Source organism: Microlunatus capsulatus, from assembly GCF_017876495.1.
GTDB classification, from domain to species: Bacteria; Actinomycetota; Actinomycetes; order Propionibacteriales; family Propionibacteriaceae; genus Microlunatus; species Microlunatus capsulatus.
The window spans coordinates 2,353,173-2,372,839 of sequence record NZ_JAGIOB010000001.1 but is presented as its reverse complement, the minus strand read 5'-3'; the positions used below and the strand labels follow the sequence as shown (position 1 = coordinate 2,372,839).

Sequence of the window (19,667 nt, the reverse complement as noted above, 5' to 3'; positions counted from 1 at the left end):
CGGGGGACGGACAACACCGAGCCGTTCCCCGTCGGGCGCGCGGACGCCAGGCTGGGACGGCGGGGGAGAGGAGGGACCGGATGAGCCGGGTGCTGCGCGGGCTCGGGGCCCTGGTGGTCCTGCTGGCCCTCCTCGTCGGGGTGCCGGCGCTGCTGCTCGCCGTCGGCGCCCGGTGGCCCACGACGTGGAGCCCCCAGGTGCTGCTCCGGCCCGACGACGGCACCGTGCTGCTCGCCCTCGTCACCTCGACCGCCTGGGTGGCGTGGGCGGTGCTCGCGCTCTCCGTGCTGGCCGAGGTGGTGACCGCGGCGACGCGGGCGCGGGTCCGCGTCCGGCTGCCCGGGCTGGCCGGGCCGCAGCGCGCCGTCGCCGGGCTGGTCCTGGCCGTCCTCGCCCTCGCCGCCGCCCCGGCGGTGCAGCTCGGCCCGCCCCCCGCCGTGGCCGAGGCGCGGACCGCACCCCCGCCGGCACCCGCCGCCGCCGAGCCCACGACGACCCGCGCCCGTGCCCCGGTGCCCGCGCGGCCGGTCGACCCCTCCGCCGTGGTCCACGAGGTGCGGACGGGCGACGACCTCTGGACCCTCGCCGAGCGCTACTACGGCCGCGGTCAGGACTGGCGACGGATCGCCGCAGCCAACCCCGACCGGCTCACCGGCGGCCCCGACCGGCTGGAGGTCGGCTGGCGGCTCCAGGTCCCCGGCGTCGTGGCGGTCGACGACGTGCCCGCGGGAGCCGATTCCGACCCCGGCACGGTCGTCGTGCGGGCGGGGGACAGCCTCAGCGCGATCGCCGAGCGGGAGCTCGGTGACGACGCCCGCTGGCCCGAGCTGTTCGAGGCCAACCGCGCCGTCCTCGACGACCCGGACGTGCTCGAGGCCGGCCAGCAGCTGGAGGTGCCCGCCGGGGACGCTGCGGGGCCAGCACAACCACGGGCCGAGCGCGTGCCCGAGCGGACCGACCCTCCGGTCCGCCGCTCCGAGCCTCGGTCCACACGACCCGCCCCACCCGCGGGGGACGGCGCCGTCCCCGGTTCGGCCGTCCCGCGGGCAGCCGATGGGCCGGCTCGGCCGTCAGCCCCGCCGCCGGCCGAGCCCTCCGCTGCGGTCGAGGACCGCGTCGCCTTCGCCGCCGTGGGCGGTCTGCTGGCGGCGGGCCTGCTGACGGGCCTGGCGCTCCGGCGCCGGCTGCAGCTCGCGGCCCGTCCCGTCGGTCGCCGGATCGTCCACCCCGCCCCGGCCGTCGTGCCACTGGAGGCCGCGCTCGGCCGGCGGCAGCGGCCGTTCACCCTGCGCACGCTCGACCGGGCGCTGCGCGCCGTGGCGGTGGCCTGCCGCGACCAGCGGCTGCCGCTCCCCGCCCTGCAGCTCGTGCTGCTCGCGGAGGACCGCGTCGAGCTGCGCCTCTCCGCCCCGCACGCGACGGCGCCGGTCGGGTTCGCGGTCGAGGACGGCGGACGCTCCTGGGTGCTGGACCAGCCAGGGGCCGACCACCTCACCGCCGTGCCCGCGGACGAGCCGCTGCGACCGTGGCCGACGCTGGTCACCCTCGGTCGGGACGACCAGGACCGGCTGGTCCTCGGCGACCTGGAGGCCCTCCGGCTGCTCCAGCTCGACGGGGACCCGGGGGCGGGCCGGGACGTGCTGACGGCCCTGGCCGTCGAGCTGTCGTTCTCGCCCTGGGCCGACGAGATGCGCCTGACCCTGCTGGGCCCGGACACCCGGTTGCCCGACGCGCTGGGCGCGCACGCCGTCGAGCAGTCCGAGGACGCCGACGCCCTGCTCGACCGGCTCGAGGACCGCGCCGCCGAGCAGCGCCGGCACCAGCCGCAGCCGGTGCTCGGCCAGCACCGCCTCGACCCGGACCTGGCCGAGCCGTGGACGCCCGAGGTCGTGCTGGTCGACGGCCCGCTGACCCGGGAGCAGACGGCGCGGTTCCGGGCCCTCGTGGACACCGAGCCGCACGTGACGACCGCTGTCGTCCTCGTCGGCGACGTCGGCGCCCCCTGGCGGCTGACGACCGCACCGGCGGCCGCGGGACCGCCCACCGCCCGCCTCGAGCCGGCCGGGCTCGACCTGCGGGCGCAGGCGCTGACGCCGGACGAGACGGCGGGCGTCGTCGCGCTGGTCGCCGCCACCGGCCGGACCGACACCACGACGGCGCCCTGGTGGCACGTCGAGGTCGCCGAACCCGAGCCGCCCCCCGACAACGTGACGTACCTGGGACGGAGGTTCGGCGGGTGGTCAGCAGAGACGACGGGGGAGGTGGACGGGGTGGTGGCGATCCGGGCGGCCGCGGCACTGGCTGCCGACGCGCGCGTCGACCACCCGACCCTGCTGGTCCTCGGGCCCGTCGAGCTGCTGGGCGCCACGGGCACGGCGCCCCCGCGGGCGGCGAAGCAGTGCCTGGAGTACTGCGGCTGGTTGCTCGAGCACCCGGGCCGGACGGCGCGGGACATGGCCTCGGCGCTGGCCGTCGCCGAGGGCACCCGCCGCTCCAACATGAGCCGGCTGCGCACCTGGCTGGGCGCCGACGCGGCCGGGGAGGCCTACCTGCCGGACGCCTACACCGGGCGGATCGCGCTGCACCCCGCCGTCAGCTCCGACTGGCAGCAGGTGCAGATCCTCACTGCGGGCGGGGTGAATCGGGCCGGAGACGAGGCCCTGCGCGCGGTCCTGCAGCTGCTGCGCGGTGCTCCCCTCGCCGACGCCGCCCCCGGTCAGTGGCACTGGGCCGAGGAGCTCCGGACCGACCTCATCTCCTGCCTCCGCGACGTCGGCGTCGAGCTCACCAGCCGCGCGCTCGACGCCGGCGACCTGGGCCTGGCCCGCTGGGCCGCCGCCCGCGCGCTGGTCGCCGCCCCCGGCGACGAGCTGCTCCTGGCCGCCCGCATCCGCACCGAGCACCGGGCCGGCAACACCGCGGAGACCGAACGGCTCACCCTGCAGCTGGCGGGGCAGGCCCGACGGCTCGGCGTCGACCTCGACCCCGCGACGGTGACGCTGCTGCAGGAGGTGGTGGAGGGCCGGGTCCGGGCCCGGATGGCGTGAGCGGAGAAGTGTCAGCGGTCGGTGGGAGCGTGCCGTCATGACGACGCAGTACTACACCGCGACGAGCATCGACGGCTTCATCGCCGACGCCGACCACTCCCTCGAGTGGCTGTTCCAGCTGGACGACCCCGAGGCCACCGGCATGCAGGACGAGTACCCCCGCTTCATCGCCGACGTCGGAGCGCTCGCCATGGGCTCCACGACCTACCGCTGGCTGGCCGACCACACCGGCTTCCTCGACGACCCGACGCAGTGGGAGTACACGCTGCCCACCTGGGTCTTCTCCAGCCGGGACCTCCCGGTGCCCGACGGACTCGACATCCGCGTGGTGTCGGGTGACGTCCGGCCGGTGCACGCGGCGATGGTCGAGGCCGCCGCCGGGAAGAACGTCTGGCTGGTGGGCGGCGGGGAACTCGTCGGGCAGTTCCACGACGCCGGTCTGCTCGACGAGGTGGTCCTCGGCGTCGCGTCGGTCTTCCTCGGGTCGGGGGCGCCGCTGCTGCCGCGGAGGATCACCGCGCCGTCGCTCGAACTGGTCGAGACCCGGCAGTACGGCGGCGCCTTCGTCAGCCTCCGGTACCGCGTCCGGCGCAGCTGACCTCAGCCCGCGGCACCCCCGGCGCCGACCACCGCGGTGGGGGCGTAGTGCCGCATCTCCTCGATGTCGGCGAGGTAGGGCCGGATGGCGCCGAAGAACGTGCGGAACTCCGGGCTCCGCCGGAAGCCGTCGAGGTGATCCGCGCTCGAGGTCCAGCGGATGCGCAGCACGTAGTGCTCGGCGTCGTCCGCCGGCGCGTCCGCCGGCCCCGGACCCGTCGGCTCGTCCGTCCGGCGGGCCAGCTCGTAGTCGCGGCAGTACGGCGACGCGGCCAGCACCTCGGCCGCCCGGGCGTAGGCGGCCTCGAAGTCCGGCCCTCCGCCGGCCCGGATCCGGTAGCGGATGTACTCGACGACCATGACGTCCCCCTCGCGCTGCGCGGTGCGGACCCGACGGCCCCGGACCCATCGGAGCACCAGCCGACGGGTCCGGCAACCCCCCGAGCGCCCCGGGGCGCGGCGCTCAGGAGAAGCGCGCCCGGAACCGGCGCAGCCGCAGGCTGTTGGTCACCACGAAGACCGAGCTCAGCGCCATGGCCGCCCCGGCGAACAGCGGGTTGAGGAAGCCCGCGGCGGCCAGCGGGATCGCGGCGACGTTGTAGGCGAAGGCCCAGAACAGGTTGCCGCGGATCGTGCCCAGCGTCGCCCGGGCCAGCCGGATGGCGTCGGCGGCCACCCGCAGGTCGCCCCGGACCAGGGTGAGGTCGCTGGCCTGGATGGCCGCGTCGGTCCCGGTGCCCATGGCGATGCCCAGGTCGGACTGCGCGAGCGCCGCGGCGTCGTTGACGCCGTCGCCCACCATGGCGACCCGCTGGCCCTCGGCCTGCAGCCGCTGGACGACCGCGACCTTCTCCTCCGGCCGGACGCCGGCGATCACCTCGTCGATGCCGACGGCCGCGGCGACGGCGCGGGCCGTCACCTCGTGGTCACCGGTCAGCAGCACCGGGCGCAGGCCCAGCTCCCGCAGGGCGCGGACGGCGTCGGCGGAGGTGACTTTGACGGTGTCGGCCACCGCCAGCACACCCCGGGCCTCGCCGTCCCAGCCGGCGACGACGGCGGTGTGGCCGGCGGCGCGAGCGGCGTCGTGGGCCGCGAGCACCGCGGCCGGGACCGACAGCCCCTCGGCCTCGAGCAGCGCGGGCTGGCCCACGACCACCAGGGGGCCGGAGGTGAGCCGGGCGACGACGCCGAGGCCGGCCCGGCCGGTGACGGTGTCGACGGCGGGCAGCGGGCCGGTGGCCGTCGCCGCGTGGGTGACGACGGCGCGGGCGATCGGGTGCTCGGAGCCCGACTCGGCGGCCCCGGCGTGCCGGAGCAGCTCGGCCTCGGTCGCGCCGACGGCCGCGACGCCGACGACGGCCATCCGGCCCTCGGTGACGGTGCCGGTCTTGTCGAGCAGGACGGTGTCGACGCGGCGGGTCTGCTCGAGCACCTCCGGACCCTTGATGAGGATGCCCAGCTGGGCGCCCCGGCCGGTGCCGACCATGAGCGCGGTCGGCGTGGCCAGGCCCAGCGCGCACGGGCAGGCGATGATCAGCACCGCGACGGCGGCGGTGAAGGCGAACGAGGCGTCGGCGCCGCTCAGCAGCCAGAAGGCCAGGGTCGCGACGGCCAGCACGAGGACGACGGGCACGAAGACGCCGGAGACCCGGTCGGCCAGCCGCTGGACGGCGGCCTTACCGGTCTGGGCCGCCTCGACGAGGCGCGCGATCTGGGCCAGCTGGGTGTCCGCGCCGATCCGGGTGGCCTCGACGACCAGCCGTCCGGAGGTGTTGAGGCAGCCGCCGACGACGTCGTCGCCGGGGCCGCGCTCGACGGGCACGGTCTCGCCGGTGACCAGCGAGGTGTCGGCGGCGCTGTGCCCGGCGACGACCACGCCGTCGGTCGCGATCGTCTCGCCCGGGCGGACCACGAACCGGTCGCCGACGCGGAGCCGCTCGACGGGGACGGAGGTCTCGACGCCGTCGACCAGCAGCGTGGCCTCGGCGGCGCCCAGCTCCAGCAGGGCCTTCAGCGCGGCACCGGAGCGGCGCTTGGCCCGCGCCTCGAACCAGCGCCCGAGCAGGATCAGCGCGGTGACGCCGACGGCGACCTCGAGGTAGAGGTTGGCGGTGCCGCCCATCGGGTTGCGCTCCAGCGCCAGGGAGGCCTCGTGGGTGAAGCCCCAGGCGCCGGCCGGGCCGGTGAGCAGGGCGAACACCGACCAGCCCAGCGCGGCGAGCGTGCCGACCGAGATGAGCGTGTCCATGGTGGCGGCGCCGTGCCGCAGGTTGACGGCCGCGGCCCGGTGGAACGGCCAGCCGGCCCACAGGACGACGGGCAGGGTGAGCACGAGGCTCAGCCACTGCCAGCCCGGGAGCTGCAGCGGACCGACCATCGACAGCAGCACGACGGGCACGCCCAGCGCCACCGCGACCAGCACCCGGCGGCGCAGCGCGGCGGGGTCGTCGTCGTGGTGGTGCCGGTCGGGTGCGGGCACCGACGCGCCGTAGCCCGTCTTCTCGATGGTCGCGATGAGCGCGTCCGTGCCGACCGAGGGCGGGGCCTGCACGGTCGCCCGCTCCGTCGCGTAGTTGACGGTCGCGTGCACGCCGTCGAGCCGGTTGAGCTTCTTCTCGATCCGGGTGGCGCAGGACGCGCAGGTCATCCCCTGGACGTCCAGCTGGACGGTCGTCAGCGCGGACGGCGTGGTCTGGGTGGTCACCGGGTCACCTCCTCGAGGTGGGTGGGTCGGGGGTCCCGTGGAGGGGACGGGTCGGAGCCGCGAGGGCTCAGACGAGGGTGTAGCCGGCCTCGTCGACGGCGGCCGCGAGCGCCGAGCGCTCGACGTCGGTGCTGCTGGTGACGGCGAGCTCGCCGCGCTCGAGGTCGACGCGGACGGCCGTCACGCCGGGCACGCCGCTGACCTCCTCGGTGACGGCGTTCACGCAGTGCTGGCACGTCATGCCCGTGACCTGGTAGGTCCGGGTGCTCGCGGTGGTGGGGTCGGTCATGAGGTCCTCCTGGTCAGGAACGGACGAGGCGGGCGATGGCCGCCGACGCCTCGCGGATCTTCTCGTCGGCCTCGGGGCCGCCCTCGGCGGCGGCCCGGACCACGCAGTGGTGCAGGTGCTCGTCGAGCAGGCCCAGGGCGACGGACTGCAGCGCGCTGGTCATCGCCGAGACCTGGGTGAGGATGTCGATGCAGTACTTCTCGTCCTCGACCATCTTCTGCAGGCCGCGCGCCTGCCCCTCGATGCGCCGCAGCCGCTTGAGGTAGTCGTCCTTGCTGCTGATGTAGCCGTGGTGCGCGGGGGCGGTGGCGGGGGCCTGCTCGGTGGTCATACACCTACCGTACCCCCCTAGGGTACTAATTCAACTCCTGCCCGGCGTCCCCCCTGACGAGAAGCACCTTCGGGCCGGGGGGACCAGGTGCGTTGTCCACAGCATCCCCAGGGCCCTGTGGGTACTAACCCGGCAGGAGCTCCTTGTCAACCGGCCGAGACGGCCCCGGGAGTGTCGGCAGATTTCTGCGAGGTGGTTCCCGTCCACTGGTGAGGACGGCCATCACCCCTGGTCAGAGGCGTTTCTGGGACGAAAGTCCTGCGCTGTCCCCAGCCGTCCCCCGGGCTGCGCACAGGCGGGGCGCGTGTCCCCCACAGGAGATCCCCAGTTGTGCACAGGGCCTGTGGACAAGCGGCTTCCGGGTGGTCGTCGGGCGGCGTACGTTGTGCCCTGGCCGTGCCGGGGGGCAGCGGCTGCGGCAGGAATGTCAGCGGTGCAATTTATCGTTCGTGACGTGACGGGTGGGGGACCACCCGCCGTCGGCGACCGCCGGGAGGGGATGTCCCGGCCGAGAGGGGAGTGACGCGTGAGCCTGGCCGAGGTGATGACGCCGTACCGGGACGAGGCGCCGCGGACGCCGGACCGGACGCCGCCCCAGGACATGGACGCCGAGCAGTGCGTGCTCGGCGCGATGCTGATGTCCAAGGACGCGATCGCCGACGTGGTCGAGGTGATCCGCGGCGTCGACTTCTACCGGCCGGCCCACGAGCAGGTCTACGACGCCGTCGTCGATCTCTACGGCCGCGGCGAGCCCGCGGACGCCATCACCGTCTCGGCCGAGCTGGGCAAGCGCGGCGAGCTGGTCCGGGTCGGCGGGGCGCCGTACCTGCACACGCTGCTCTCCAGCGTCCCGGTCGCCGCCAACGCGGGCTACTACGCCGAGATCGTCCGCGAGAAGGCGATCCTGCGGCGCCTGGTCAACGCCTCCATCCGGATCGGCCAGATGTCCTACGCCGGCGAGGGCGACGTGGACGGCATCGTCGACCGTGCCCAGGCCGAGGTCTACGCCGTCACCGACCGCAGCGCGTCCGAGGACTACAAGCCGCTCTCCGAGCTCATGCAGCCGACGCTGGACGAGATGGAGGCCATCTCCTCCCGGGGCGGCAACCTCGGCGGCGTGCCCACCGGCTTCGCCGAGCTCGACGACCTCACCAACGGCCTGCACCCCGGCCAGATGGTCATCGTCGCCGCCCGACCCGGCATGGGGAAGTCGACGCTGGCGCTCGACCTCGCGCGCTCGGCGTCGATCAAGCACGGGCTGACGTCGGTCATCTTCAGCCTGGAGATGAGCCAGATCGAGATCACCATGCGCCTGCTGTCGGCCGAGGCGAGCATCCCGCTCTCCCACATCCGCGGCGGCCGGATGAGCGACGACGACTGGAGCCGGGTGGCCACCAAGATGGGCCAGGTCTCCGAGGCGCCGATGTACATCGACGACTCCCCGAACCTGACGATGGTGGAGATCCGGGCGAAGGCCCGCCGGCTCAAGCAGCGCCAGGACCTCAAGCTGGTGGTCATCGACTACATCCAGCTGATGACCTCGGGCAAGAAGGTCGAGTCGCGTCAGCTGGAGGTCTCAGAGTTCTCCCGGCAGCTGAAGCTGCTGGCCAAGGAGCTGGAGGTGCCCGTGGTGGCGCTGTCCCAGCTGAACCGTGGTCCCGAGCAGCGCACCGACAAGAAGCCGATGCTGTCCGACCTCCGCGAGTCCGGCTCGCTGGAGCAGGACGCCGACATGGTCATCCTGCTGAACCGCCCGGACATCCACGACAAGGAGTCCGAGCGGGCGGGCGAGGCCGACATCGACCTGGCCAAGCACCGCAACGGCCCCACGAAGACGATCACCGTGGCCTTCCAGGGCCACTACTCGCGCTTCACCGACATGCAGCACTGACCGGTCGGTCCACCGGTCTCCGTGCGGTCAGCGGCGGCGACGTCGCCCGCCGCGCATGAGCCAGCTCAGCAGCCGGGTGTGCCCGACGGGCAGCAGCCGGGCCAGCAGGTCGGGCACGACCGCGCTGGGGGCGATGAGCAGCCGGGCCCGGCGGTGCTCGACGGCCTCGAGGATGTCGGCCGCGGCCCGCTCGGCCGGGTAGGTGAGCAGCTTGGCCATCAGCGCCTTGCCGGCGGCGGCCTCGCGCGGGTCGACGCCCTGGCCGACGTGCGCCGTCTCGGCGATCCGGGTGCGGATGCCGCCGGGGTGCACCGTGGTCACCCCGACGCAGCGGCCCGCCAGCTCGGCCTGCAGCACCTGGCTGAAGCCGCGCAGCCCGAACTTGCTCGTCGAGTAGGCGCTCTGCCCGGCCGGCGCGATGAGCCCGTAGAGGCTCGAGACGTTGACGACGTGGCTGCCCGGACTGGCGAGCAGCGTGGGCAGCAGGTGGTGGGTAAGGGTGACCGGCGCCGTCAGGTTGACCCGCAGGACGGCGTCGAACTCCACCAGGCTCACCTGGTCGAAGCGCCCGGCCATCGCCACGCCCGCGTTGTTGACCAGCAGGTCGACGCGGGGGTGCTCCGCGAGCACCTCGGCCACGAGCGGCTCGATGGCCGCGGTGTCGGACAGGTCGACCGTGTGCACGTCCACGGCCAGGCCGGGGTGCGCCACCCGGACGGCGGCCGCGACGCGGTCCAGCCGGTCGGCGTCGCGGTCCACCAGGACCAGCGCGGTGCCACGGCCGGCCAGCTGGTGCGCGAGCTGCTCGCCCATCCCGCTCGCCGCCCCGGTGACCAGCGCGGTCGCGCCGGCGAAGCGGAACGGCTCCAGGCGGCTCATGCGGCGACCTTCTCGTCGGCCGCCGTGCGGCCGCTGATCCGCGGCTCCGGCGGGACGTCGAACCGGACGTCCTCGCTCACCCGGGCGCGCCGCATCCGGATCAGGTCGAGCACGTAGTTCTGCGGCACGGTCCAGGGGTCCCGGGTGCCCTGCACCGGCAGCGAGGCGAGGGCGCGCTGGACGTAGCCGGAGCGCAGCGGCATCACCGGGCGCTCCTCCAGGTCGGCGGGCCGGACCGGGTAGCCGTACCGACGTCCGCGCCGGCGCAGGTGGTTGAGGAAGCGGCAGACGTAGCGGCTGGAGAGGTCCGAGCGCAGGGACCAGGAGGCGTTGACGTAGCCGATGGCCAGAGCGAAGTTGGGCACGCCGTCCAGCATGAGCCCCCGGTAGACCGCGCGCTCGGGCAGGACGACCGGGGCGCCGTCGACGTCGAGGGAGAACCCGCTGAGCAGCCGCATCTGCAGCCCGGTGGCGGTGACGACGACGTCGGCCTCCAGCACGCGGCCGGACGCCAGCCGCACCCCCTCGGGCACGAACCGCTCGACGGTGTCGGTGACCACCTCGGCCTCACCCCGCTTCACCGCCTTGAGCAGGTCGCTGTCGGGGATGACGCACAACCGCTGGTCCCAGGGGTCGTAGTCGGGCGTGAAGTGCTCGGCCGCCTGCTCGGCCCCCATCCGGCCGACGATCGGCTTGCTCAGGTAGCTCCGCGCCAGGTCGGGACGGCGGCGGCTCAGCTGGTAGAAGGTCTGGGTGACGGCGAGGTTGCGCGCCCGGACCAGCCGGTGGGCGAGCTTCGGCGGGAACCGCCGCTTGATCCGGGCGGTCACCGGGTCGTCCTGCCGCTGCGAGACGAGCCAGGTGGGGGAGCGCTGCAGCATGACGGGGTGGGCGCCCTCGCGCACGAGCGCGGGGACGAGGGTCACCGCTGTGGCACCGGAGCCGATGACGACGACCCGCCGGCCCGCCAGGGCCAGGTCCTCGGGCCAGAACTGCGGGTGCACGACCTGCCCGGCGAAGTCGTCCAGGCCGGGGAAGTCGGGGGTGTGCCCGCCGGTGTAGTCGTAGTAGCCGGAGCAGGCGTAGAGGAAGGCGCACGACCAGGTCTCGGTCGTGCCGTCCGTGCGCTCGGCGCTGACGGTCCAGCGGGCCGTCTCGGACGACCACGACGCGTGCACCACGCGGGTGCCGAACCGGATCCGGCGGTCGATCCCGTTCTCGGCCGCGACCGTCTCGATGTAGCGGCGGATGCCCTCGCCGTCGGCCAGGGTCTGGGTGCCCTCCCAGGGCCGGAAGAGGTAGCTGAAGGTGAAGACGTCGGAGTCGGACCGGACGCCGGGGTAGCGGAAGAGGTCCCAGGTGCCGCCGATCCGCTCGCGGGCCTCCAGCACGGCGTAGGTGCGGTCGGGGCAGCGGGTCTGCAGCCGGTAGGCGGCGCCGATCCCGGAGAGCCCCGCGCCGATCACCAGCACGTCGACGGTGTGGTCGGGGCCCCCGGTGGCCGCGCTCTGCTCGCTCATCCCCTCAGTCTGCCCCCGGGCCACCAGGGCGGGGCCGGGGGACGGGCGCCGGCCGGGGGCCGGCGCCCGCAGGGCTCAGCTCACGGCGTCGGTGAGCCGGGTGAACTCGTCGTCGGAGAGCTGGAGGCTCGCGGCGGCGAGGTTGTCCTCGAGGTGCGCGACGGTCGAGGTGCCCGGGATGGGCAGCATGACCGGCGAGCGGCGGAGCAGCCAGGCCAGCGCCAGCTGCGACGGCGTCGCGCCGTGCTCCTGCGCCAGGGCGTCCAGCGGGCCGCCGGGCCGCGAGAGCTGGCCGGTGGCCAGCGGGAACCACGGGATGAAGGCGATGCCCTCGGCCTCGGCGTGGTCGAGCAGCGGCTCGGCCGAGCGGTCGGAGAGGTTGAAGAGGTTCTGCACCGAGACGATGGTGGCGCTCTGCTGCGCCTCCTGCAGCTGCTCGACGCTGACCTCGGAGAGGCCGATGTGGCGGATCTTGCCCTCGTCCTGCAGCTCCTTGAGGGTGCCGACCTGGTCGGCCAGCGGGACCTGCGGGTCGATCCGGTGCAGCTGGTGCAGGTCGATGCGCTCCAGACCCAGGTTGCGCAGGCTTAGCTCGACCTGCTGGCGCAGGTACTCGGGGCGCCCGACCGGGCGCCAGTCGCCGGGGCCGGGACGGGTCAGACCGGCCTTGGTGGCGATGACGAGGTCGTCGGCGTAGGGGTGCAGCGCCTTCTTGATCAGCTGCTCGGCGACCACGGGCCCGTAGGAGTCGGCGGTGTCGATGAAGGTGACGCCCAGCTCGACGGCCCGGCGCAGCACGCGGACGGCCTCGTCGGGGTCCTTCGGGTCGCCCCAGACGCCGTCCCCGGTCAGCTGCATGCTGCCGTAGCCGAGCCGGACGACGGGCAGGTCGCCGCCGAGGGCGAAGGTGCCGGAGGCCTGGGCGGAGGGGGTCAGGGTGTCGGTCACGGGTGTGCTCCTTCAGGTGCGTGGACGTGCTCGTGCACCTCTGACAACCCGGGGATGGCCCCGGTTCTTCCCCCGACCAGCGCACGGGAGCCCTGACCGCGGGCCGTCGGCCGGTCGGGCCCGGTAGATTTGGCGGCCTACGAGCTGCGCCGGGAACGGCGCATGAAGGAGAACACGATGGGTCTGCTCAGAGGTCTGGTCAAGGGCGCTGTGGTCGCCAAGGTCATCCAGGTCGCGCAGCGCGAGCTGTCCAAGCCGGAGAACCAGCGCAAGATCAAGGACGGCCTGGGCAAGCTCGCCCAGTCCGGTCGCAAGAAGCACTGATCGCTCCGCGCGCCCGGTGAGCCGGCCCGACGACCCGTCGTCGGCACGGCCACCGGGACGCCGAGAGGCTCCCAGCCCGAGCCCCTCTGCTCAGCGGGCGCCGGCCCCCGCCGTCACCTCGACCGGGTCGGCCCCGGTCCGCACCGGCCCGCGGTCCTGCGCCCGGGACCGGTCCTCGTGGGCGAAGCTCAGCAGGGCGAGCCCGAGGCCCAGGACGCCGAGCCCCACCCCCACCCAGCTGGGCGCCAGGTAGCCGTAGCCCGCGGCGATGACCAGGCCGCCGAGCGCGGCCCCGATGCTGTTGGCGATGTTGAGCGCCGAGTGCACCAGCGCCGCCCCCAGCAGCTGCGCCTCCCCGGACACCGCGATGAGCCGCGCCTGGACGCCGGGGATGAGCACCATGTTGGTGAGCCCCACGGCGAAGGCGCTGAGGAAGACGCCGACCGGGTGGCCCCCGGTGAGGGCCATCGCGACCATCGAGGCCAGGAAGAACGGGAAGCCGACGACCACCGTCCGGCGCAGGTCCCGGTCGGCGGCCCATCCCCCGAAGATCGTGCCCAGGGTCATCCCGACGCCGATCGCGGCGAGCACCCACGGCACCGCCGACGTCGGCAGTCCGGCCTCCACGCGCACGACCTCGGCGATGTAGGAGTACACGGCGAAGAAGCCGCCGAACCCGATCGCCCCGACGCCCATCATCAGCCAGAGCTGCGGCAGCCGCAGGACGCGGAGCTCGCGGCGGACGGAGGCGCCGGCGGTCGGGGGCTGGCGGGGGACGGCCAGCGAGACCGCCACCAGGGTGAGCAGGAACAGCGCGGCAACGACGAGGTAGGCGGCGCGCCAGCCGGCCAGCTGTCCCACCCGGGTGATCAGCGGGACGCCGACCACGTTGGCCACCGTCAGGCCGGTGAGGACGAACGCGATCCCCTGGCCCTGCTTGCCCGGCCCGAGCAGCCGACCGGCGACCAGCGCTGCCGTGCCGAAGTAGGCGCCGTGCGGGAGCGCGGCGACGAAGCGGGCCGCCACCACCCAGCCGAAGGTGGGCAGGACGGCCGAGGCGACGGTGCCCAGCGCCAGCACGCCGACGAGCAGCAGGATGAGCAGCTTGCGCGGGACCTTCACCGAGAGCGCCGCGAAGACCGGGGCCCCGACGACGACGCCGAGGGCGTAGGCGCTGATCAGCCAGCCCGAGCGGGCGATCGCCTGCTCGGGGTCGGCCGCAGCCAGGCCCGGCAGGAGGTCGCGGGCGAGGTCCGGCAGGAGGCCCATGGCCACGAACTCGGTGGCGCCGATGCCGAAGCCGCCGAGGGCGAGGGCCAGCAGCGCGAGCCAGCGGCGGGTGGGGGAGAGGGGCGGCACGGGACGACCTCCGGGTGGAGCGCGGACGGCGTTCCCGAGGCCGGGACGTCGACGAGGACGTCCCCGTTGACGCCCGCAGACTAGCAACGCGGCGCCCCCTCGGCCCCAAACCCGAGCCCGGCCGACCCTCATCCCGCAGGTCACAGTTCGTCGCCGAGCCGTGACGGGACGGAGGACCTCGCCTAGCCTGTGACGCCTGAGGCTTCTGGGACGACCAGGAGCGGACGGGAGGAGAGCCGGATGACCGGACGACCTCGGCGCCTGGCCGCCGTCGCGGTGGCGCTGCTGCTCGGCACTGCGGGCTGCGCCGGCCTGCCCGGTGCGGCGGTGGACGACGCCGCGCCCGCCCCCTCCGTCTCGGCCGGCGGCCCCACGGCGAGCAGCCCGGCGGATGACGCCACCAGCGCCACCCCCAGCACGGCTCCCTCGACCAGCAGCACCCCGACCCCCTCGGCGTCGCCGACCCGGACGCCGTCGCCCGACGCCGAGCCGGCCGCGATGCTGTCGAAGGGTGACTCCGGGACGAAGGTGCGCGAGCTGCAGCACCGCCTCCGCCAGCTCGACTGGTTCGCCGGCGACATCACCGGCCGCTACGCCGCCAGCACCGTCGACGCCGTCGAGGGCTTCCAGGACAAGCGCGAGCTGGAGGCGACCGGGGCCGTCGACGCGGCGACCTGGACCTCGCTGACGAGCCGCACCCGCAAGCCCACCGACGACGAGATGCACAACCGGCTGACGCCCGGGCCGGCGCTGATGGCGCCGGGGGCCAGCGGCGACCGGGTGCGGGACCTGCAGGCCCGGCTGAAGCAGATCGCCTGGTTCTCGGGCTCGGTCACCGGCACCTACGGCTCCGCCACGGCCAGCGCGGTGAAGGGCTTCCAGGCCAAGCGGGAGATCCCGGTCACCGGGGAGGTCGACCAGCGCACCTGGGACCGGCTGACGGCCATGACCCGCACCCCGAGCAGCGACGAGCTGCACAACCGGACCCCGAAGCCGTCGGCCGCCGGGCTGGACTCCCGCTGCCTGACCGGGCGGGCCATGTGCATCAGCAAGAGCACGAACACGCTCGTGTGGGTGGTCGACGGGAAGCCGCAGATGCGGTTCGACGTCCGCTTCGGCTCCGCCGAGCTGCCCACCCGCGAGGGCGCGTTCTCGGTGGGCTGGAAGTCCCGCGACCACGTCTCGACGATCTACCACACGAAGATGCCCTACGCGATGTTCTTCTCCGGCGGTCAGGCCGTGCACTACTCGCCCGACTTCGCCGCCAACGGCTACAACGGCGCCTCGCACGGCTGCGTCAACGTCCGCAACCTGGCCGGCATCCAGTCGCTGTTCGCCCAGGCGCGGGTGGGCGACAAGGTGATCGTCCACCGCTGACCGGTCCACGGGTGCGGGTACCGCGGCGTTCCACGTGAAGCGCTGCGCCGCTGCGGTCGTCATGCCGGGACTCTCCGGGCGATCGGACCGTCCGTGTCGCCGGCGGCAGGGCCTGTGGACGACGGCCCCGGCCCCGGCGGTGGACGAGCGAGGCCGTCAGACCCAGATGGCGCCGGTGAGGCCGTGCGGCAGCGGCTCCGGAGGGTCGGGCAGGCAGGTGGCCCGGCCGTCGCGGACCCGGAGCGCTGTCCACGCGGCGGCGCCCGCGTCCAGCACGTCGTCGACGCCGGCCCGGCCGGGGTCGGGGCCGAGGTCGGCGTCCAGCACGATCCCCGCGGCGGCCAGCAGCCGCCGGCGCTCGACGGCACCCGCCCACGTCTTCTTCCCTGCGGCCAGCGGCGCTCCCGCCAGGGTGGCGAAGCTGAGCTCGGGGTGCACCTCGAGCAGCACCCGCCCGCCCGCCCGGACCAGGGCGTCGACCTCGAGCACCTTGGTCCGCAGCCCGAAGGCCTGGCGCGAGAAGCCCTGCCCGGTGCGGGCGCGGTTGAGGGTCACCGCCTCGGCGTAGTCGGGCGTCTCGAGCGCCTCGCGGACCGGGGTGAGGAACAGCGACGAGCGCCGTCGGCCCAGCCGCTCGCGGGCCAGCAGGTCGGCCTGCCGGGGTCCGGAGCCGGGCAGGCCGATCGGGATGTCGACGCCGACGTGGGCGAGGGGCCCGTCCTGCTCGGCGCGGGCGATCACCGCCGCGAGGGTCGGGGCGGTGTAGACCCGGGTGCGGCCGGGGTCGGGGGCCACGGCCACCCAGCCGTCGGGGCAGCCGTCGACGCCGAGGACCCGGTGCGGCCCCTCGACAGGCTCAGGGCGCGGGGACAGCGCAGGGCGCGGCCCTTCGACGGGCTCAGGGGGCGGAGACAGCGCAGGGCGCGGGGTGCTCAGGAGCGGGCGGTCAGGACGAGGGGGCCGTCCGGGGTGATGGCGATGGTGTGCTCGGAGTGGGCGCCGCGGGAGCCGTCGCGGCTGCGCAGGGTCCAGCCGTCGGGGTCGGTGTAGATCTTGTCCGTCGACTCGAGGAACCACGGCTCGATGGCGATGACCAGGCCCGGCTTGAGGGGCAGCCCGCGGCCGCGGCGGCCGTCGTTGGGGATGTGCGGATCGCCGTGCATGGTCCGCCCGACGCCGTGCCCGCCGAAGTCGGTGTTGATCTTGTAGCCGGCCTTGGTGGCCACCCGGGCGATGGCGAAGGAGATGTCGCCGACCTTGGCCCCCGGCTGCGCGGCCTCGATGCCCGCGGCCAGCGCCTCCTCGGTGGTGGTGATGAGCGCGAGGTCCGCCTCGCGCGGGGTGCCGACGACGACCGAGGTGGCCGAGTCGGCGACCCAGCCGTCGACGGAGGCGGCGAAGTCGACGCTGAGGAGGTCGCCGTCGGCCAGCACGTAGTCGTGCGGCAGGCCGTGCAGGACGGCGTCGTTCACCGAGGTGCAGAGCACCTTGCCGAACGGGCTCGCGCCGAAGGAGGGGTGGTAGTCGATGTAGCAGCTCTCGGCCCCGCGCGCGGTGATCATCTCGTGCGCGAGGGCGTCCAGCTCCAGCAGGTTCACCCCGACGTCGGCGCGGTCGCGGAGGGCCTCCAGCACCTCGGCGACGAAGCGACCCGCGGGTCGCATCTCCTCGATCTCGGCGGGGGTGCGGTACTCGATCACCCGCCCAGTGTGCCGTACGCGACCGCGCCGCCCCCGGCCCGCTCGGTCCTTGTGGCTCCCGGCCGGGCCTGCTTGGATGAGCGCGCTCGTGCTCGCCCGCGTCCCCCCGCCGCGGTCCGCCGAACCGGAAGCTCCCCCCATGCGCCCGCACCACCCCCGCTCGACGCCCCGACGCGCCCCTGCCGGGGTGGTCGCCGTCGCCCTGCTGACCCTGGCCGCCGCGCTCGGCCCGGTGCCGGCGTCCGCCGCGCCGACGGCGGAGCCCACCCCGGCCGTCACCGCGACCGCCACCCCGACGCCGACCCCCGAGGCGTCGACATCGGCGCCGACGGCCAGCGCCACCCCGACGGCGACCCCGGAGCCGAGCACCAGCCCCACCCCGAGCGCGACGCCCAGCGCCAGCGCCAGCCCCGCGCCGTCGGCGAGCGCGGACGCCCCGGGCGCGAGCCCGCAGCCCGTACCGGCCCCCCGCCGGGTGGGCCGGACGGTCGCCGGACCGGCCCCGGCCGTCCCCGCGCTGCTCCGCCGGGCGGCCGCCGGGGACCGGCTGGACCGTGCGGCCCCGGCCGCGGCGGTGGAGGTCGACCCGCGCTACGAGGTCGTCGTCCTCTCCACCTGCGCGACCGCGGACGAGCCCGGGCTGGTCAACGTCCGGGCCGTCGAGCGCGGGGACGGCTTCGACGAGGCGCTGACCTTCGAGCTCACCCTGGGCGGGCAGGTCGTGGCCGCCGGGCCGCTGGACCTCGGCTCCGAGCTGGGCGTCGACGTCACCGAGCTCGCGGCGGACGACTACCGGCTGACCACCACCGTCGCGGGCGAGGCCGGTCCGAGCACCGAGGCCGACGTCTACGTCACCCGGTGCCTGACCCCGGTCGTCGACTGCACCGGCGCCACCTTCACCAACCCGGCGGAGAACCCGGCCGTCGGCGTGGTCTTCGGCCCCGCCGGCGCCGGCGAGGAGGACGCCGTCGACGGCGTCGTGTTCGTGCCGCCGGGCGCCAGCCGGACCGTCCGGGTCGCCTACCCCGAGATCGCCTGGGCGGCGTTCTCCGGCGGCGGGCTGACCGATGAGGAGGACGACCCCGACGAGGACGAGGACGAGCCGGTCGCCCTGGTGGGCGACGGCGTGCTCGAGACCCCCGACGGCTGCCCGCCCCGCCCGCGCGCGGTGACCGGCCAGGTCGGCTGCGTCCGCGGCAGCGGGTCGGCCCGGCTGGAGCTGGACGTCGTGCCCGGCCCCGTGCGGTCCTTCGTCTACCAGGTCACCGACGCCCGCGGCCGCGTCGTCGCCGAGGACCGGGTCGACGTGGACGGCGAGGAGAGCACCGCGGTCACCGAGCGGCTCCCCGGCCGCGGCCGCTACACGTTCGCCCTGTACCTGGAGAGCAACCAGGTGCCCTACGAGACCGTCGACCTCCGCGTCCTGGACTGCCTCGACGTCGACGTGACCTGCCAGGCCGTCGTGCTGACCAACCCCGCGCGCAACCCCGAGGTCGAGCTGTTCTCCGGCGCCCCCGGCCAGGTCGAGCCCGGCTTCGCCACCCTGGCCCCGGGGGCGGAGGAGCGGATCCGCTGGACCCAGCGCGACTTCCGCTGGGTGGCCGACGCCACCGACCCGGACGGGATCACCGAGTCGGCCGGCGACGGCGAGCTCACCGTGCCGCAGGACTGCGTGAGCGGTACCGGCGGCGGGGCGGCGCCGGTCGCCGCGCCGGTCCACCGACCGGGCCTTGCGGACACCGGCGCCCCCGGCGGGGTGCTCGCGGCCCTGGCCGGAGCCCTCGGGCTCACCGCGGCCGGAGCGCTCCTGCTCGCCCGTCGCCGCCGGTCCTGAGGGACCGGGCCGGCCTCAGGCGCTGACCAGGGCGAGGTCGACGACGACCGGGGCGTGGTCGGAGGGCAGCTTGCCCTTCCGGGCGTCCCGGTCGACGTAGGCGTCCTCGACGGCGACGCCGGCGCTGGCCAGCACGTAGTCGATGCGCATGCCCTGGTCCTGGTGGAAGCGCCCGGCGCGGTAGTCCCAGTAGGTGTAGGGACGGTCGTTCTTGCCGGGCCGGGCCACCACGTCGGTGAGCCCCCAGTCGACGAGGGCGTCCATCGCCGCCCGCTCGGCCGGGGTGACGTGGGTGGAGCCGACGAACAGGGCCGGGTCCCACAGGTCGGCGTCGGTGCGGGCGACGTTGAAGTCGCCCATGATCACCTGCGGTGCGGCCGGGTCCAGCTCGTCCAGCGTGCGGCGGAGCGCGGCGAACCACTCCAGCTTGTAGGGGTACTGGGCGTCGTCGACGGCCCGGCCGTTCGGCACGTAGACGCTCGTCACCCGCAGGCCGCCGCAGTCGGCCGTCGCGTAGCGGGGCTCGGTCATCCCGGGCAGGGCGTCGGCCACCGGGGTGAGCCCCACCCTCGACAGGATCGCGACGCCGTTCCAGCGGCCGTCGCCGACGTGCATGACCTCGTACCCCAGCGCCTCGACCTCGGCGAAGGGGAAGCCCGCGTCGGCGCACTTGGTCTCCTGCAGGGCGGCCACGTCGGGTTGCCGGGTCTCGAGCCAGTCCAGCAGGCGGGGCAGCCGGGCCCCGACGGAGTTCACGTTCCAGGTCGCGATGCGCACCGGGCCATCCTCCCAGCCGCGCAGAACCCGCTCGCCCCGGCGGTGCACGGGACCACGGAACTCGACTCCACGGCGGTTGGTCGTCCGCGC

The 19,667-nt window shown here is 75.0% G+C and carries 17 protein-coding genes; 6 read left to right on the top strand and 11 right to left on the bottom strand.

Features of this window, described 5'->3' with window-relative positions; all coding sequences use genetic code 11:
- The first annotated feature begins 80 nt into the window (after positions 1 to 80).
- Positions 81 to 3,047 carry a LysM peptidoglycan-binding domain-containing protein gene (locus JOF54_RS21490; RefSeq protein ID WP_210055555.1) on the top strand — a complete coding sequence of 989 codons (2,967 nt, stop codon included), beginning with the start codon at positions 81 to 83 and terminating at the stop codon, positions 3,045 to 3,047.
- A gap of 37 nt (positions 3,048 to 3,084) precedes the next feature.
- Positions 3,085 to 3,645, top strand: coding sequence for a dihydrofolate reductase family protein (locus JOF54_RS10880; protein ID WP_210055554.1), 561 nt, complete (start codon positions 3,085 to 3,087; stop codon positions 3,643 to 3,645).
- Between the two features lie 2 nt (positions 3,646 to 3,647).
- Here JOF54_RS10880 and JOF54_RS10875 read toward each other — a convergent pair whose 3' ends face one another.
- From JOF54_RS10875 to JOF54_RS10860, 4 genes are all read right to left on the bottom strand, one after another.
- Positions 3,648 to 4,061, bottom strand: a complete 414-nt coding sequence (locus JOF54_RS10875; RefSeq protein ID WP_210055551.1) for an antibiotic biosynthesis monooxygenase family protein — start codon at positions 4,059 to 4,061, stop codon at positions 3,648 to 3,650.
- Between the two features lie 46 nt (positions 4,062 to 4,107).
- Positions 4,108 to 6,348 carry a heavy metal translocating P-type ATPase gene (locus JOF54_RS10870; RefSeq protein ID WP_307804056.1) on the bottom strand — a complete coding sequence of 747 codons (2,241 nt, stop codon included), beginning with the start codon at positions 6,346 to 6,348 and terminating at the stop codon, positions 4,108 to 4,110.
- A 67-nt stretch (positions 6,349 to 6,415) separates the two neighbouring features.
- Positions 6,416 to 6,637, bottom strand: a complete 222-nt coding sequence (locus tag JOF54_RS10865) for a heavy-metal-associated domain-containing protein (protein WP_210055549.1) — start codon at positions 6,635 to 6,637, stop codon at positions 6,416 to 6,418.
- A 13-nt stretch (positions 6,638 to 6,650) separates the two neighbouring features.
- Entirely contained in the window at positions 6,651 to 6,968 is a 318-nt protein-coding gene (locus JOF54_RS10860; RefSeq protein WP_210055547.1) for a metal-sensitive transcriptional regulator, read from the bottom strand.
- Positions 6,969 to 7,512: 544 nt separating this feature from the next.
- Here JOF54_RS10860 and dnaB point away from each other — a divergent pair.
- Positions 7,513 to 8,859: a replicative DNA helicase gene (gene dnaB, locus JOF54_RS10855; RefSeq protein ID WP_210059494.1), complete on the top strand. Its 1,347-nt coding sequence runs from the start codon at positions 7,513 to 7,515 to the stop codon at positions 8,857 to 8,859.
- Positions 8,860 to 8,886: 27 nt separating this feature from the next.
- On the opposite strand, the gene JOF54_RS10850 is transcribed toward dnaB, so the two are convergent.
- The 3 genes from JOF54_RS10850 to JOF54_RS10840 all read right to left on the bottom strand — a co-directional run bounded on the left by JOF54_RS10850 (position 8,887) and on the right by JOF54_RS10840 (position 12,206).
- Positions 8,887 to 9,738, bottom strand: a complete 852-nt coding sequence (locus JOF54_RS10850; RefSeq protein WP_210055544.1) for an SDR family NAD(P)-dependent oxidoreductase — start codon at positions 9,736 to 9,738, stop codon at positions 8,887 to 8,889.
- Positions 9,735 to 11,258 carry a flavin-containing monooxygenase gene (locus JOF54_RS10845; RefSeq protein WP_210055542.1) on the bottom strand — a complete coding sequence of 508 codons (1,524 nt, stop codon included), beginning with the start codon at positions 11,256 to 11,258 and terminating at the stop codon, positions 9,735 to 9,737. The genes JOF54_RS10850 and JOF54_RS10845 overlap by 4 nt, the downstream gene beginning before the upstream one ends.
- Positions 11,259 to 11,333: 75 nt before the next feature.
- Entirely contained in the window at positions 11,334 to 12,206 is an 873-nt protein-coding gene (locus JOF54_RS10840) for an aldo/keto reductase (RefSeq protein ID WP_307804053.1), read from the bottom strand.
- A 177-nt stretch (positions 12,207 to 12,383) separates the two neighbouring features.
- Here JOF54_RS10840 and JOF54_RS10835 point away from each other — a divergent pair, with 177 nt between their 5' ends.
- Positions 12,384 to 12,530, top strand: a complete 147-nt coding sequence (locus tag JOF54_RS10835) for a hypothetical protein (protein ID WP_210055540.1) — start codon at positions 12,384 to 12,386, stop codon at positions 12,528 to 12,530.
- A 90-nt stretch (positions 12,531 to 12,620) separates the two neighbouring features.
- Here the strand turns inward: JOF54_RS10835 and JOF54_RS10830 are convergent, their stop codons facing one another.
- Entirely contained in the window at positions 12,621 to 13,889 is a 1,269-nt protein-coding gene (locus JOF54_RS10830) for an MFS transporter (protein WP_307804052.1), read from the bottom strand.
- 240 nt (positions 13,890 to 14,129) lie between these two features.
- Between JOF54_RS10830 and JOF54_RS10825 the strand changes: the two genes are divergently transcribed.
- Positions 14,130 to 15,266, top strand: coding sequence for a L,D-transpeptidase family protein (locus JOF54_RS10825; protein WP_210055536.1), 1,137 nt, complete (start codon positions 14,130 to 14,132; stop codon positions 15,264 to 15,266).
- Between the two features lie 156 nt (positions 15,267 to 15,422).
- Here the strand turns inward: JOF54_RS10825 and JOF54_RS10820 are convergent, their stop codons facing one another.
- Positions 15,423 to 16,139 (bottom strand): DUF429 domain-containing protein, encoded by a 717-nt coding sequence (locus JOF54_RS10820; RefSeq protein ID WP_245359725.1) that lies wholly within the window; start codon positions 16,137 to 16,139, stop codon positions 15,423 to 15,425.
- A 59-nt stretch (positions 16,140 to 16,198) separates the two neighbouring features.
- Positions 16,199 to 16,966, bottom strand: a complete 768-nt coding sequence (map, locus tag JOF54_RS10815; RefSeq protein ID WP_210055532.1) for a type I methionyl aminopeptidase — start codon at positions 16,964 to 16,966, stop codon at positions 16,199 to 16,201.
- Between the two features lie 139 nt (positions 16,967 to 17,105).
- Between map and JOF54_RS10810 the strand changes: the two genes are divergently transcribed.
- Positions 17,106 to 18,800: a hypothetical protein gene (locus JOF54_RS10810; protein WP_210055530.1), complete on the top strand. Its 1,695-nt coding sequence runs from the start codon at positions 17,106 to 17,108 to the stop codon at positions 18,798 to 18,800.
- Between the two features lie 15 nt (positions 18,801 to 18,815).
- On the opposite strand, the gene JOF54_RS10805 is transcribed toward JOF54_RS10810, so the two are convergent.
- Positions 18,816 to 19,577: an exodeoxyribonuclease III gene (locus JOF54_RS10805; RefSeq protein ID WP_210055528.1), complete on the bottom strand. Its 762-nt coding sequence runs from the start codon at positions 19,575 to 19,577 to the stop codon at positions 18,816 to 18,818.
- Between the last annotated feature and the right edge of the window lie 90 nt (positions 19,578 to 19,667).

Coding starts and splice junctions, on each gene's coding strand:
- JOF54_RS21490 (WP_210055555.1), top strand. CDS start 81: ATGAGCCGGGTGCTGCGCGGGCTCGGGGCCCTGGTGGTCCTGCTGGCC.
- JOF54_RS10880 (WP_210055554.1), top strand. CDS start 3,085: ATGACGACGCAGTACTACACCGCGACGAGCATCGACGGCTTCATCGCC.
- JOF54_RS10865 (WP_210055549.1), bottom strand. CDS start 6,637: ATGACCGACCCCACCACCGCGAGCACCCGGACCTACCAGGTCACGGGC.
- JOF54_RS10860 (WP_210055547.1), bottom strand. CDS start 6,968: ATGACCACCGAGCAGGCCCCCGCCACCGCCCCCGCGCACCACGGCTAC.
- dnaB (WP_210059494.1), top strand. CDS start 7,513: ATGACGCCGTACCGGGACGAGGCGCCGCGGACGCCGGACCGGACGCCG.
- JOF54_RS10850 (WP_210055544.1), bottom strand. CDS start 9,738: ATGAGCCGCCTGGAGCCGTTCCGCTTCGCCGGCGCGACCGCGCTGGTC.
- JOF54_RS10845 (WP_210055542.1), bottom strand. CDS start 11,258: ATGAGCGAGCAGAGCGCGGCCACCGGGGGCCCCGACCACACCGTCGAC.
- JOF54_RS10835 (WP_210055540.1), top strand. CDS start 12,384: ATGGGTCTGCTCAGAGGTCTGGTCAAGGGCGCTGTGGTCGCCAAGGTC.
- JOF54_RS10825 (WP_210055536.1), top strand. CDS start 14,130: ATGACCGGACGACCTCGGCGCCTGGCCGCCGTCGCGGTGGCGCTGCTG.
- JOF54_RS10810 (WP_210055530.1), top strand. CDS start 17,106: ATGCGCCCGCACCACCCCCGCTCGACGCCCCGACGCGCCCCTGCCGGG.